Source organism: Hoyosella subflava DQS3-9A1, assembly GCF_000214175.1.
Classification (GTDB): Bacteria; Actinomycetota; Actinomycetes; order Mycobacteriales; family Mycobacteriaceae; genus Hoyosella; species Hoyosella subflava.
Genome location: NC_015564.1, coordinates 672,929 through 686,462 on the forward strand (window position 1 = coordinate 672,929; position 13,534 = coordinate 686,462).

Below are 13,534 nucleotides of genomic sequence, written 5' to 3' on the forward strand. Positions count from 1 at the left end.
GAGACCGCCTCAGGCTCTGTTCGCCTCCGCGCGGCGGCTCAGGATTGCCGCCGCGGTGCCGCCTAGGGCACCGAGTGCGAGCGCAGTCGGGATGCCGATCTTGGCAGCCTTACGGCCGGTGCGGAAGTCCCTGATTTCCCACCCACGCGCCTTCGCGACCTCGCGCAGATCTGAATCTGGGTTGATCGCGACCGCTGTCCCAACAGTGGTCAGCATCGGCATGTCATTAAAGCTGTCAGAATATGCGGTGCAGCGGCGCAGGTTCAGACCCTCACGGGCGGCTAATGCGCGGACCGCGTGTGCTTTGCCTCGCCCGTGCAGCAGGTCACCGACCAGTCGGCCCGTGAACAAGCCATTCTTGCTTTCAAGGACGGTGCCGAGCGCGCCGGTGAGGCCAAGCCGCTTCGCGATCACCTGGGCGAGTTCGAGGGGCGTCGCAGTGACAAGCCAGACTTGCTGCCCGGCATCGAGGTGCATTTGTGCCAGTGCGCGGGTTCCCGGCCAGACCTTGTCCGCAATGAGGTCGTCGAATATCTCTTCCCCGAGTTCCATGAACTCGGCGGTAGACCGGCCCGCGATGAATGCGAGCGCCTTTTCCTTGCCGCTGGCGACATCTTTGCTGCTCTCACGGCCGGTTATCCGGAACTTGAGCTGCTGCCAGCCGAACTTCGCCATGTCGGATACCGCGATGTATTTGCGTGCGGCGAGCCCACGAGCGAAGTGGATCGACGACGCGCCGGAGACCATCGTGTTGTCGACGTCGAAGAACGCGGCTGCTGTCAGGTCCCGCGGGACCGAGGGCTCTTCCGACGCCTCGAATTCCGCTTCGTGCAGCGCGTGCGCGAACTCAGCGCTTGCCTCGCCCGCGATGTTCGCGAGTTTCTCTGCAACGCTCATCCCGAAGGGTCTGCGCGATTCCCACCTGCTGCGCATCCACTCTGAACTTGTGCTCAGAAACCCTGAACGCTCTGGCACGTCCACCTCCCGCGTCGCCGCAACTCTTCCCCACACTAGACGTCGGCCACTATCGCCACACGGCAATGCTGCCGCCTGTGGTCTGATCCACTCTCAATCGCCGATTATCCTGCTGTACGTGGATAGTTCCCCTAATCAGAACACGAGTGATGATCAAGGCGCACAGGCGCCCGTGGTTCTGTTGACCCGAGCCGGGTGCGCAGCGTGTGAAGTGGCGCGAAACGACCTCGAAGTTCTCCGGCGCAGTGCGGAGTTCGAATTCACTGTCATTGATGTCGACCTGGAAGCGGAGAGGGATCCAGACCTTCGGGCCGAGTACGGAGACCGGCTTCCTGTGGTTCTCCTACATGGCGTAGAACACAGTTACGGCGACGTGGATCTACCGAGGTTGCGCGCCGACCTGGCTAAGTGAGGTTTGCCTAATCGTTCGGCCAGCTCATCTTACGAATCGGCGAAGTTGGTAGACGGCATAGCGAACCGTTACGGTTAAGTGAACAGTGCGTCGGGTTTACTGTGATGAGCAGTGATCCACTGGCTGGCGAGGAGCCTCAACGTGAGGGAACACGATCTGCCCGAGTGGCGTTGCCGTATGAGCGTGAGCGTACACCTCTCGTGCGGGCGAGTTGGCGCGAGCCCCTGCCTCGTTCTGAGATCGGATCGGTGAAGCTGCTGTGAGTGTCTTGATGTTGGGGGTTTCCCACCGGAGCGCGCCCGTGCCGGTTCTTGAGCGCGTGGCGATTGCGGACCCGGACCGGCCGAAGATGCTCGACAGAATTCTTACCTCGGCGCATGTGTCAGAGGCGATGGTGGTCTCCACATGTAACCGCGTCGAGGTGTACGCCGTCGTGGATGCATTCCACGGTGCACTAGCCGACCTTACGAATATCCTGGCGGACCATTCGGGGCTTGGGCTGGGTGATCTGACCCGCCACATGTACGTCCGTTACAGCGAAGCTGCAGCCGAGCATCTCTTTGCGGTCGCCAGCGGTCTCGATTCGATCGTCGTCGGTGAACAACAGATCCTCGGCCAGATCCGCAGCTCATACGCGGAGGCCGATGCGCACAACACCGTCGGCCGGACGCTCCACGAACTCGCTCAGCAAGCGCTCCGCGTCGGCAAACGGGTGCACACTGAGACCGGCATCGACGCTGCAGGCGCTTCCGTGGTCTCTGTGGCGCTCGACAGTGCTGCCCGGATCCACGCGGGTCTTGGGGGTCGCACGGCAGTAGTTATCGGTGCGGGTGCGATGGCGGGCCTCGCGGTCGCCCATCTGACGCGCGCAGGCGTGGGCGAGATTATTGTCGTCAACCGCACGTTGGAGAAGGCGCAAAACCTCGCGCGAAACGCCACCGAAAACGGTGCGACCGCCTCCGCGATGCACTGGGACCGCCTGGTTGAGGCGCTCGGCGCTGCCGACGTCGCGGTCACGTGTACCGGTTCGGTCGGTGCGGTTGTACACCTCGCTGACGTGCACCATGCGATTTCTGGTCGTGTGAGCCGTGAGCTCGTTGTGTGCGACCTCGGTCTTCCCCGCGATGTTGATGCGGCTGTCTCCGGCTTGCCCGGCGTGCATGTCCTGGACATGGAGACGCTGCAGCGTGATCCGGGCGCAGGTGCGGCGGCGTCCGACGCGGACGCGGCACGCAGCATCGTTGCTGAGGAACTGGCCGCTTACCTGGACGGGCAGCGGCTTGCCGAGATCACACCGACGGTGGCTGCATTGCGCCGCCGCGCAGCTGAAGTTGTCGAGGCGGAATTGATGCGGCTCGACTCGAAGCTCCCGGCGCTCAGCAACGGTGATCGCGACGAGGTGGCGAACACGGTACGGCGCGTTGTCGACAAGCTACTGCACGCACCAACTGTCCGCGTCAAACAGCTCGCGTCGGCACCAGGAGGGGACTCCTACGCGGAGGCCCTCCGTGAACTATTCGAACTCAGCCCGGCGAAAGCCGAAGCGGTTTCCGCGGCCATGGAGTCGTCCCCGGGGGCGCTAGCAGATGATCACACCGCTGCCAGCCTCGACATCGTGACAACCCGCAAGGGCCAGCCGGATGCATGAAGGCCAATCACCGCTGCGCATCGGTACGCGGGGGAGTGTGCTTGCGATGACCCAGGCCGGCACCGTCCGTGACGCGATCATCGCAGCCGGATATCCCGCAGAACTCAAGATCATCCGCACTGCAGGAGACGCGAGCGCGGAACCTGTCGAGAAAATCGGTGTCGGTGTTTTCACTGCGGCCGTACGCGACGCTCTCGCTGCGAAAGAAGTCGATGTCGCGGTCCACTCGTACAAGGACCTGCCGACAGCGCCTGACGAGCGATTCATCCTCGCTGCTGTTCCGCCGAGGGAAGATCCGCGAGATGCGCTGATTTCACGGGACAGCAAGGTACTGGGGGAACTCGCACCGGGGTCCGTTGTAGGCACGTCCGCGCCGCGCCGTGTGGCGCAGCTCCGAGCGCTCGGCCTTGGGCTCGAAATCGTGCCCTTGCGTGGAAACATTGATACCCGAATCGGGAAAGTGACGTCCGGCGAACTCGATGCCGTGGTTCTCGCGCGGGCTGGCCTGGCGCGGGTGGGCCGTGTCGAAGAGATCGCGGAGTCGCTTGACCCCGTGCAGATGCTTCCCGCCCCTGCGCAAGGCGCGCTCGCCGTAGAATGCCGTGCGGAAGAGCCCGAGCTCGCCGCGATACTCGCTAAGCAAGACGACCCTGACGCACGCGCGATGGTGAACGCGGAACGGGCGCTGCTTGCGGAACTTGAAGCTGGCTGTACCGCACCGGTCGGTGCACTTGCAGATGTCGTCGAATCACTCGATGATGACGGCGTGATTCATGAGGAACTGTTCCTCCGTGCTTGCGCCGCGGCGCTTGATGGGTCGCGTGTTATTCGCGCGTCGCGAACGGGCAGAGTGGACAAAGCCGTCGAAATCGGCCAAGAACTCGCGCGTGAACTGCTTGACTTAGGCGCACGTGAGCTGATGCCAGCGAACCTGGCCTCAGACTCCGGACCGCCTGGGTGACCCTCAGCTAGCCCCGTGACAAGTTTTTGCTACCTGACTGGAGAATCGCCGATGAGCCGAGCACACAAGAGCACACCTGGCCGGATCCTCTTCGTCGGATCTGGGCCCGGTGACCCCGCTCTTCTGACGCTGCGCGCTAAGCAGGTGCTGGAGACGACGTCGATCGCGTTCACAGATGCCGACGTGAGTGACGCGGTGGCGAAGCTTGTTGGCACGTGCATTTCCGAAGATGAGGGTGACGCGACGTCAGAGGTGCGGCCTGCGCTCGGCGAGCCGTCGGAGGTCGCGAAGACGCTGATAGCCGAGGCGCGTAAGGGGCACGATGTAGTTCGGCTCGTGTCGGGTGACCCGATGACCACGGACTCGGTGCTGGCCGAAATCACTGCCGTTGCACGTACACAAGTTCAGTTCGAAGTTGTGCCGGGCCTCGCCCCAGCGGCGGCGATCCCCGCGTATGCGGGAATGCCGCTCGGCGCCGGACACACCGAAGCCGACGTCCGCGGTGACGTGGACTGGGCAGCGCTCGCCGCAGCCCCCGGCCCACTCGTCCTGCACGCCACCTCGAGTCACCTTGCTGAGATGGCGAGTGCGCTTGTCGAGCACGGTCTGGCCCCGCAGACTCCCGCCGCGATCACGGTGTTCGGCACGACATGTAGGCAGCGCACCATCGAAGCCACCCTCGCGACGCTGAACGCCTCCGGTTCGGAACTGACGGGCTCGCTCGTCGTGACGGTCGGTAAGGTCGTCGAGGCGCGCGGCAAGATGTCGTGGTGGGAGAACCGCGACCTCTACGGCTGGACGGTGCTGGTGCCCCGTACCAAGCAGCAGGCAGGCGAAATGAGCGACCGCCTCGTCAGCTACGGCGCTATCCCGATCGAGGTGCCGACAATTTCCGTGGAACCGCCGCGCAGCCCCGCACAGATGGAGCGGGCGGTCAAGGGCCTCGTCGACGGCCGGTACCAGTGGGTGGTTTTCACTTCCACCAACGCGGTGAAGGCGGTATGGGAAAAGTTCGAAGAGTTCGGCCTCGACGCCCGTGCGTTCTCAGGCGTGAAGATCGCTTGCGTGGGTGAGGCGACCGCTGAAAAGGTCCGCTCATTTGGCATCACGCCCGAACTCGTACCGTCTGGAGAACAGTCAAGTCAGGGTCTGCTCGCTGACTTCCCACCGCACGACGACATTCTCGACCCAGTTGACCGCGTCCTGCTGCCCCGGGCCGATATCGCGACTGAGACACTGTCCGAAGGTCTCCGCGAACGCGGCTGGGAGATTGACGACGTCACTGCGTACCGGACAGTCCGTGCCTCCCCGCCAGCAGCGGAAATCCGCGAGATGATCAAGACCGGTGGTTTCGACGCGGTGCTTTTCACCTCGTCGTCGACGGTCCGGAACCTTGTCGGTATCGCGGGCAAGCCGCATCAGCGTACGATCGTGGCCTGTATTGGACCGAAAACAGCGGAAACTGCGGCCGAGTTCGGCTTGCGCGTTGATGTGCAGCCAGACGTGGCACAGGTGGGGCCTCTCGTGGACGCGCTCGCGGCGCATGCGGCGCATCTGCGGGCAGAGGGCTTGTTGCCGCCCCCGCGTAAGCGTTCACGCGCCCGCCGCTGATTATCCCGCCGAGGAAGGCTGATGTTTCCTGCTCACCGTCCGCGGCGATTGCGGACAACACCGGCGATGCGACGCCTCACCGCGGAGGTGCAGGTGCATGCTCGTGACCTAGTGCTGCCGATGTTCGTCGCAGACGAAGTCAGCTCGCCCCGGCCGATCAGTTCGATGCCGGGGGTGTATCAACATACTCTCGATTCGCTGCGACGCGCTGCCGCCGACGCGGTTGCTTCGGGAGTGGGCGGCATCATGATCTTCGGCGTGCCAGATCCGGATGACAAGGATCCACAGGGCCGGGCCGGTATCGACCCTGAGGGGGTCCTCAACCGGGCATTGCGCGCGCTTCGTTGCGATTTGGGTGACGACACGATCATCATGGCGGACACGTGTCTCGATGAATTCACGGACCACGGCCACTGTGGCGTCGTGGCCGAGGATGGCTCTGTCGATAACGACGCGACACTCGACTTGTACCAGCAGATGGCTGTGGTGCAGGCGGAGGCAGGAGCTCACGTGGTTTCGCCGAGCGGCATGATGGACGGTCAAGTTGCCGCGATCCGGTCCGCACTCGACACTCACGGCAAGCACAGCACCGCCATTCTCGCGTACTCCGCGAAGTATTCATCGGCTCTGTACGGGCCATTCCGCGAAGCCGTCGGGTCGAGCTTGCACGGTACGCGGGCGTCGTATCAGCAGGATTGCTCCAACGCGCGTGAGTCGCGCCGCGAGATCTCGCTCGATCTGGAAGAGGGCGCGGATATGGTGATGGTGAAGCCCGCCATGCTGTACCTCGACGTCGTGCGCGAGGCTGCTGAGCTTTCTGATGTCCCGGTCGCCGCATACCAAGTGTCCGGCGAGTACTCGATGATCAGCGCGGCTGCCGAACGCGGCTGGATAGACCGGGATCGTGCGATCACAGAATCACTGACCAGCATCAAACGAGCGGGGGCGGATTTTATCCTGTCATACTTTGCGGACGTGGCGATTGGCTTGCTCGACCGATGAAAGTGATGAGTTCTGAACACGACGGCGATCGCGACGCGCCTCTTTACCCGCGGCCCCCAGACAGCGGCGCACAGCTTCAGCCGCGCGACGAAGCTGGCTCCCAGCATCCAGGCACCGAACCGTCCCGGTCTGGGGTCCCCGAGCGAGTCCCGCCACACGATGTGATCACCGCGTTCCAGTTGTGGCTCGGTGTCATCGTGATCGGTGTGGTGATCGTCCCGCTGCGTCTCGTCGGGATGGTGATGAACATCGACGAGACGACAGACCTGTTCATGGATCAAGTTGAGCAGCAGTCCGCGTTGGACCTCACCTACGAGCAGGCCCGGGTCTGGGCGTACGTGATCACCGGTTTTGCTGGTGTGCTGCTGCTTCTTCTGCTGAGCGTGCTCCTGGCCGTCGCTTTCGCGATGCGACGTGGCAAACCTTGGGCGAGAGTCGCGCTGACGGCCATCGGGGTTGTCTTCGGTGTATTCGCTGTGGCGTCGCTGTTCGGTGGCGGCGACGGCGGGATGTTGTCGTTCTTCGATTCTGGCCTGGGCATTGTGCAGGCGGTGCTTGCGGCCGGGGCGATCGTGCTGATGCATAGAGACGAGTCGAACAAATACTTCACGCGGGAGAAGCACGATGGAAATCGCTGAGCGCCGTCCGACAGTGGTGACCGCGGCTTACTGGCTGTGGTTCGTGGCCGCGGTGGTGTGTGTGCTCATGGGCATGGGGTATCTGCTTGCCACCGAGGAGATTTTGCTCGAGGAGGGGGCTGATGCAGGAACAGTCGGCGACCAGGTCAACCTGCTGCGCATGTACGGTGGCATTTCGCTGATTTCGGGGCTCTTCGTTGGCGTTCTCAGTGGGTTCGCCCGCAAAGGTGATCCCCGATTCAGGCGCTCCCTCGTGGCGTTTTCCATAATGCTCGCGATCTTCCAGATAGCGACAATCTCAGTATCCGGCTTCTACGCCGTGGCGATTGTCGTGCCCGCAATCACGGCCTGTGTCCTTGTTTATCGGCCGACTGCTCAACCATGGTTTGAGCGATGACGGACGAGTTCGAGTTCTTTGAACCGGGTGCCCAGTGGCGGGCGCTCCTTTTCGGTCCAGTCTTTTGCACGGTGGGCATCGTCTCCGAGATCTTCCTCGGTGGGCCCGTGCACTGGGTGGGCTGGCTGGTCGCGGCGGCGTTGTTGACTGCGGTCGTGGGGTGGCAAGTGTATGCGGGACGAACGCACCTTCGCGTTGAACTCACCCCGCACTATCTTCGCCAAGGTGAAGAAACACTCGCACTCGAGGAAATCGCTGAGCTGCTGCCGCCTGAAGGAACCGATCGGTGGGGCGCAGGCGACTGGCAGATGGCACGTGCGCTCGGTGAATTGCATGGTGTCCCGCGGCGCCGCACCGGCGTGGGACTGCGTCTGCAATCGGGCTCGATCGTGCAGGCGTGGGCTCGCGACCATCACACGCTGCGCGCGGCCCTGCAGCGGCTGCTGGTGGCGTCCTGATGGGCAGGCCGCTGACTGCGCTGATTTGTGGCCTTGTGTTGATCGTGGGGTCTGTCGCAAGCTGGTTCCGGGGCGTCGAATCACGTGTTGAGGACCTGTCGGACCTCGGGCTCAGCCCGCAGACCGTGACGTGGTATTCCGGTCCGTGGCTGACGGTCGCTGCCGTACTGGCGGCTGCCGGTGGTGTGCTGCTCGTGTGGTGCGTGCGCGGTTTCGCGTCACGACGCCACCGACAGCGGTGACCGGCGCAACGATCCAGTAAATAAAGCCGCGCGTGGCGCGGTTCTTGCTACCAGATTGTGCTGGTGGTGAACCGCACCTTGTCTCCTGGCCGCAGTTGTGCGGCGGCACTGAGATCGAGGGCGACGGCGATGACGGGATATCCGCCGGTGACGGGATGGTCAGCGAGGAACAGAACAGGCTGACCCTCCGGCGGAACCTGCAGCGCGCCGGGCACCATCCCTTCACTCGACAGTTCGTCATCACGCGCACGCTTCAGTCTTTCCGGGCCGGCAAGGCGTGCGCCGACGCGATTCGAGTCCGCTGTGACTTCATAAGTCTGGGATGTCAGCAGATGGGGGGCTGAGGCGTCGAACCATTCAGCGCGGGGACCCATCTGGATCCTGATTGTTGCCGGTCCAGTACTCGGGTCAGTGAATCCTTGGGGAATCACGTCCACGGCTGGCCACTCTCCTTCGTCCGTCGCGACAGCGACAACGTCGCCCCGGCGTATCGGAGGTGGGCCGAGCCCAGACAGGGTGTCGGTGCTGCGGCTGCCGAGTATGACAGGGCCAGCTATGCCGCCCCGAACGGCGAGGTAAGTTCGCAGACCAGCAGTCGGCATGCCGATTTTGAGCGTCGCTCCAGCAGGAACAATGATCTGCTCATGATGCGCGACCTGTTTGTTTCCGACGAAGATCGGTGCTGGTGCACCCGTCACCGCGCAGACCATCGCCGTCTGCGCCTTAGCAACGAACCCTCCGAGCGTTAGCTCCAGGCATGCCGCGGAGGGCCGGTTCCCGACGAGCCTGTTCGCGGCGTCGAGCGCTCGGACATCCGCGGCACCAGACCAGCCGACTCCTTGATCGCCATAACCGGGGCGGCCGCGGTCCTGAATGGTGGTCAGCGCGCCGGCCTGTAGAACCTCAAGCCCCTGCGTCATGATGCCACCCGGAATTGGACGCGGATACCCGGCCGCAGCAAGGCGGGCGGGTCGTTTTCCGGTTCCCACAAGGTCGCGTCGGTGGTGCCGATCAGCTGCCAGCCTCCGGGGGAGCTTCGTGGGTAGACACCACTGAACTCGCCGGCCAGCCCGACACTCCCAGCTTCGACTTTCTTACGGGGATCCCGCCGCCGGGGGACGTGAAGGCGCTCGTCACCGCCGACGAGATACGCGAAACCCGGCGCGAAACCGCCGAAGGCCACAGTCCAGGGCTTGCCGGTGTGAGCTTCGATGACGTCCTCTGTGCTCAAACCGGTGTGTTCCGCGACGTCGTCGAGGTCCGGACCGTTATAGGTGACATCGATCGTGATTATCGTCCCCTCGGCTTCAGTGGTCGCGTCGCGGGCAGGCAGCGCGCGGAGATGTGCAATGACAGCGTCAGCGGAAGTCCGTTCAGTGTCGAAACGGATGAGGACCGTGCGTGCGGCGGGAATGAGATCCAGGCTGCCAGGGGGAGGGGACTCTTTCAGACATGCGAAAGTGCTGAGGACGTCTTCCAGCGACTCAAGTTCCGCGAGAACCGCAGCTGGGCCTGCAGTGTGTGTCTGCATGTGCGCCCTCCTTACGTGAACGGGGCGATGACCACGCCCGCAGCGTCGAACTTTTCCCGGATCATCGCCGCTATCTCCACCGCGCCGGGAGTGTCACCGTGTACGCAGAGCGACTCGGGGTGCAGATCAAGCACGGTCTCATCTTCCGCGACGACCTGGTGAGTCGTGACCATGGTGTAGGCGCGGGCTGCGATCTCCGTCGCATCGCTGAGCACTGCACCCGGTTCGCGCCGCGGCACCAGCGCACCGTGCGCCGTGTAGGCGCGATCCGCGAAGGCTTCGGTGACGGTTCGCAGACCGGCATCCGCAGCGAGGCGCAAGAGCGCAGACCCGGGCAGACCGAGGATCGGGAGATTACGATCGTATTGGGCGACCGCGTCGACGACCGCGGCTGCTTGTTCCTCGTGGTGTACAGCCGCGTTGTAGAGCGCACCATGTGGCTTCACATACCGCACGCGGTCTCCAGCAACCCGGGCAAGGCCGTCAAGAGCGCCGATCTGGTACAGCACGTCCGCAGTCAGTTCGTCGGGCGCGACCTCAATGAATCGACGTCCGAATCCGGCAAGGTCACGGTAGCTGACCTGGGCGCCGATCCGGACACCGTGATCGACGGCGCGCTGGCATGTAATCAGCAATGTACGCGCGTCACCGGCGTGGAATCCGCACGCGATGTTGGCGCTGGTGACGAGCGGCAGCATCGCGGCGTCATCACCGAGGGCCCAGATACCGAAGCTCTCCCCGAGATCGCAGTTGAGGTCGATGGCAGCCATACCTACTACGTTGTCACATCGCAGGCGTTACGCGGGTACTGCTGTTCCACGGCGGCCGAGGAGTCGGCACACCATGTAAATGAGGAAGGAAATGCTCGTGACGAAAACGGAGACTGGTACGCCCGGGGCGAGCGACAGAATGATGCCTCCGATTGCTGCGGTCTGCGCGAACAGCAGCGCCAGCAGCGTGATCTTGAGCGGATCGGCGGTGACCCGAGACGCCGCCGCGGCTGGGGTGACCAGTAGCGACAGGACGAGAAGGGCGCCGACGATCTGAACACCTATGGAGACGGCAAGGCCGACCAGTACCGCGAAGACGACGGTCAGGAAATGGACGGGAACACCCCGTGCGGCGGCAACCTCGGGGTCGGTACTCGCGAACAAGAGCGGCCGGTAGACGACGACCAATGCGACGAGGACGATCGCCGCGGTGACAATCAAAAGCTGCAATCCTGCGGTGTTGACAGTCACGACCTGACCGACGAGCAGGGCAAACTGGTTGACTGTGCGGTCGGGATTAAGCCACAGAAACAGCACTGCAAGGCCGAGGCCAAAGGACAGAATGACGGCGATGACCGCGTCACGCTCGCGGGATCTCGCTCCGAGAATGCCGAAGAGCAGCGCTGCGGCGACGGATCCGGCGATGGCACCGACGCCGACGGAGATGCCGAGGAGCAGACCACCAGCGGCACCCATAACGGAGAGTTCGCTCGTGCCGTGCACAGCGAAGGACATCTGACGGCTGACGATCAGCGGGCCGATGACGCCGGCGAGGAGGCCGAGGATTGCACTCGCGATGAGCGCATGCTGAACGAAAGACCGGCTCAGAAGATCAGCGGTAGTGCTGAAGTCAAGGAACCGGACCCAGAAGTCATTCATGATGGCTCCGGAAACTGTTCCTGGGGGTGGTGCTCTTGCCCAGCCCTCCCGAGGACATCAATGCTGTCACCAGTCCCCACGACGACTATGCGGTCACGGACGCGAAGGACGTCTACCTCGGTCCGGTAAAGCTCGGACAGCACGCGTGACGTCATCACCTCGGATGGTGGGCCAATGCGGAAGCGGCCGTCCACGATGTAGAGCACGGTGTCGACCATCGGCAGAATCGGGTTGATTTCGTGGGTGACGAACAGGACAGCGGTGTCAGCCAGATGGCGCCGCGCGTCAATGAGTTCAGCTACCTTGCGCTGACTTGCGAGGTCGAGGCTCAGCAACGGCTCGTCACACAGGAGCAGGCCAGGGTCGGACACGAGGGCCTGGGCCACCCGCAGCCGTTGCTGTTCACCGCCTGAGAGGCGGCCAACCGGGGCGTCCGCGTAGTCGGCTGCACCGACCGCGTCGAGTGCCTCGCGGACCCGGTCGGTGCGTTCACGGCGTTTCGCGGCTGAGAGGGTGAGGCCCCAATGGTGGCCACTGAGACCGAGGCCGACGAGGTCGCGGCCACGCAGCGTGAGCCCGCGGTCAAGAGTCTTTTGCTGAGGGACGTATCCGATCCGATTGTCACCGGTGCGAACGGCCCCGCCGTAGGTGCGTACCGTGCCAGCTGTGAGGGGCTGAAGGCCGAGCAGCACCCTCAGCAGGCTCGTCTTTCCGGAGCCGTTGGGTCCGAGCACCGCGACGAACTCGCCAGGCGAGATGTCGAGATCGAGTCCATCCCACAGGGATCGTGCACCGAAGCGCAGGCCAGCGCCCCGCAGAGAAACCACAGGGTTTCCCTGCAGGGCTGAACCTGGTGAAGAGGAAGGGCTAGGCGTCATGCCCCGGTCAGTGCGCGCTCGAAGTCATCGAGAGTGGAGTGCATCCACTCAAAGTAATCCATTCCGGCCGGAAGTGATTCTGAGACCTCAATGATGGGAACGTCGTTGTCTTCAGCGATTTCCCGCATCCGCTGCGTCGTGGGCGACTCGGTCTGGCTGTTGTAAACGAGCGCCTGTGCTTCGCCGTCGGCCAGCAGGTCGCTGAACTGCGCCGTTACGGCTGCTGAAGGATCATTTCCATGCTCGACAGCACGGGTGAATTCGGTCGGGGCGATGTCGGCCACGCCCAGAGCATCGAGCAGATATTCAGCGAGTGGTTCTGTTTGCGCAACCTCGATGCCCTCGGTGGTGGCGCGGATCTCGTCAGCGCGGTCTTCGAGTTCTTCGATGCGCTCTGACGTCTCCTCAGCGTTGGCGGAGAATGTGTCGGAGTTATCAGGATCGAGTTCGCTCAGTTCATTCGCGATGGCGCGCGCGACGTCACTCACGATGTGGAAGTCGTACCAGACGTGCTCGTTCGCTGAGCCGTGTCCGTGGTCGTGATCGTGGTCGTTCGCACCCGCAGCATGGTCGTGGTCACTCTCATCATCGTGATGGCCAGCTTCGCCGCCACCCTCGTGCTCCGAATCATGACCGTGCTCATCTTCGCCATGACCATGCTCGTCCCCGTCGTGATGCTCCCCGTCGTGATGCTCGTCATCAGTATGCACGTCATCGTGGTGCACGAGGATCTCGTAGGCGCTCACCGAGCGTGGGCCGGGGTCGGTGGAGTCGATGATGTCCTGAACGAATTGGTCGTACCCGCCGCCGTTGAAGACCACCAGATCGGCGTCTTGCACAGTGGCGACATCGCGCGGTGTGCTCTCGTAGTGGTGCGGGTCAACCGCGGGATCGCTGATGAGCGCCTCAACAGACACCACGTCGCCGCCCACCTGGCGCGCAATGTCTGCCCACACGTTCGTACTCGCAACGACGGTGATGGTGGTCTCGGCGCCGGTCCCGGTGGCGGTGGCAGCGTCGTCGTCACTGCCACACGCAGCCAGGCCGAATGCGGCGAGGCTGAGTCCGGAGACCAGGACGCCAGCAGTCTTTACTGCACGCACAAGTAACCCCTAGAGATTGAAATGGTAAC

The 13,534-nt window shown here is 63.6% G+C and carries 16 protein-coding genes; 9 read left to right on the forward strand and 7 right to left on the reverse strand.

From position 1 onward, the window contains the following. Positions 1 to 9: 9 nt before the first annotated feature. Positions 10 to 933, reverse strand: coding sequence for an HAD family hydrolase (locus AS9A_RS03110; protein ID WP_049793833.1), 924 nt, complete (start codon positions 931 to 933; stop codon positions 10 to 12). Between the two features lie 160 nt (positions 934 to 1,093). Here AS9A_RS03110 and AS9A_RS03115 point away from each other — a divergent pair, with 160 nt between their 5' ends. The 9 genes from AS9A_RS03115 (at position 1,094) to AS9A_RS03155 (ending at position 8,344) form a co-directional block, all read left to right on the forward strand. Next, positions 1,094 to 1,387 carry a glutaredoxin family protein gene (locus AS9A_RS03115; RefSeq protein WP_083826438.1) on the forward strand — a complete coding sequence of 98 codons (294 nt, stop codon included), beginning with the start codon at positions 1,094 to 1,096 and terminating at the stop codon, positions 1,385 to 1,387. Between the two features lie 259 nt (positions 1,388 to 1,646). Next, complete coding sequence (locus AS9A_RS03120) at positions 1,647 to 3,035, forward strand: glutamyl-tRNA reductase (RefSeq protein ID WP_049793640.1); 1,389 nt, start codon at positions 1,647 to 1,649, stop codon at positions 3,033 to 3,035. Further along, positions 3,028 to 3,996: a hydroxymethylbilane synthase gene (hemC, locus tag AS9A_RS03125; protein ID WP_041450824.1), complete on the forward strand. Its 969-nt coding sequence runs from the start codon at positions 3,028 to 3,030 to the stop codon at positions 3,994 to 3,996. Before AS9A_RS03120 ends, hemC begins: the two co-directional genes overlap by 8 nt. 51 nt (positions 3,997 to 4,047) lie before the next feature. Beyond that, positions 4,048 to 5,607 (forward strand): bifunctional uroporphyrinogen-III C-methyltransferase/uroporphyrinogen-III synthase, encoded by a 1,560-nt coding sequence (locus AS9A_RS03130; RefSeq protein WP_013805446.1) that lies wholly within the window; start codon positions 4,048 to 4,050, stop codon positions 5,605 to 5,607. Between the two features lie 21 nt (positions 5,608 to 5,628). Then, the gene (hemB, locus tag AS9A_RS03135) at positions 5,629 to 6,609 is read left to right on the forward strand and encodes a porphobilinogen synthase (RefSeq protein ID WP_013805447.1); all 981 of its coding nucleotides are present in this window, start codon (positions 5,629 to 5,631) and stop codon (positions 6,607 to 6,609) included. A gap of 5 nt (positions 6,610 to 6,614) precedes the next feature. After that, complete coding sequence (locus tag AS9A_RS03140; RefSeq protein ID WP_013805448.1) at positions 6,615 to 7,247, forward strand: hypothetical protein; 633 nt, start codon at positions 6,615 to 6,617, stop codon at positions 7,245 to 7,247. Next, complete coding sequence (locus AS9A_RS03145; protein ID WP_013805449.1) at positions 7,234 to 7,644, forward strand: hypothetical protein; 411 nt, start codon at positions 7,234 to 7,236, stop codon at positions 7,642 to 7,644. The genes AS9A_RS03140 and AS9A_RS03145 overlap by 14 nt, the downstream gene beginning before the upstream one ends. Continuing rightward, positions 7,641 to 8,102 carry a hypothetical protein gene (locus tag AS9A_RS03150; protein WP_013805450.1) on the forward strand — a complete coding sequence of 154 codons (462 nt, stop codon included), beginning with the start codon at positions 7,641 to 7,643 and terminating at the stop codon, positions 8,100 to 8,102. The genes AS9A_RS03145 and AS9A_RS03150 overlap by 4 nt, the downstream gene beginning before the upstream one ends. Beyond that, positions 8,102 to 8,344: a hypothetical protein gene (locus AS9A_RS03155; protein ID WP_013805451.1), complete on the forward strand. Its 243-nt coding sequence runs from the start codon at positions 8,102 to 8,104 to the stop codon at positions 8,342 to 8,344. The genes AS9A_RS03150 and AS9A_RS03155 overlap by 1 nt, the downstream gene beginning before the upstream one ends. A gap of 47 nt (positions 8,345 to 8,391) precedes the next feature. Here AS9A_RS03155 and AS9A_RS03160 read toward each other — a convergent pair whose 3' ends face one another. The 6 genes from AS9A_RS03160 to AS9A_RS03185 are packed head-to-tail and all read right to left on the reverse strand — an operon-like array spanning position 8,392 to position 13,505. Next, positions 8,392 to 9,264: a 5-oxoprolinase subunit C family protein gene (locus tag AS9A_RS03160; protein WP_013805452.1), complete on the reverse strand. Its 873-nt coding sequence runs from the start codon at positions 9,262 to 9,264 to the stop codon at positions 8,392 to 8,394. Beyond that, on the reverse strand, positions 9,261 to 9,875 hold the full coding sequence (gene pxpB, locus AS9A_RS03165; protein ID WP_013805453.1) for a 5-oxoprolinase subunit PxpB: 615 nt from the start codon (positions 9,873 to 9,875) through the stop codon (positions 9,261 to 9,263). The genes AS9A_RS03160 and pxpB overlap by 4 nt, the downstream gene beginning before the upstream one ends. An 11-nt stretch (positions 9,876 to 9,886) precedes the next feature. After that, positions 9,887 to 10,645: a LamB/YcsF family protein gene (locus AS9A_RS03170; RefSeq protein ID WP_013805454.1), complete on the reverse strand. Its 759-nt coding sequence runs from the start codon at positions 10,643 to 10,645 to the stop codon at positions 9,887 to 9,889. Between the two features lie 27 nt (positions 10,646 to 10,672). Next, positions 10,673 to 11,524, reverse strand: coding sequence for a metal ABC transporter permease (locus AS9A_RS03175; protein ID WP_013805455.1), 852 nt, complete (start codon positions 11,522 to 11,524; stop codon positions 10,673 to 10,675). Then, positions 11,521 to 12,402 (reverse strand): metal ABC transporter ATP-binding protein, encoded by an 882-nt coding sequence (locus AS9A_RS03180; RefSeq protein WP_049793641.1) that lies wholly within the window; start codon positions 12,400 to 12,402, stop codon positions 11,521 to 11,523. The genes AS9A_RS03175 and AS9A_RS03180 overlap by 4 nt, the downstream gene beginning before the upstream one ends. Then, on the reverse strand, positions 12,399 to 13,505 hold the full coding sequence (locus AS9A_RS03185) for a metal ABC transporter solute-binding protein, Zn/Mn family (protein WP_013805457.1): 1,107 nt from the start codon (positions 13,503 to 13,505) through the stop codon (positions 12,399 to 12,401). Before AS9A_RS03185 ends, AS9A_RS03180 begins: the two co-directional genes overlap by 4 nt. Positions 13,506 to 13,534 lie beyond the last annotated feature (29 nt).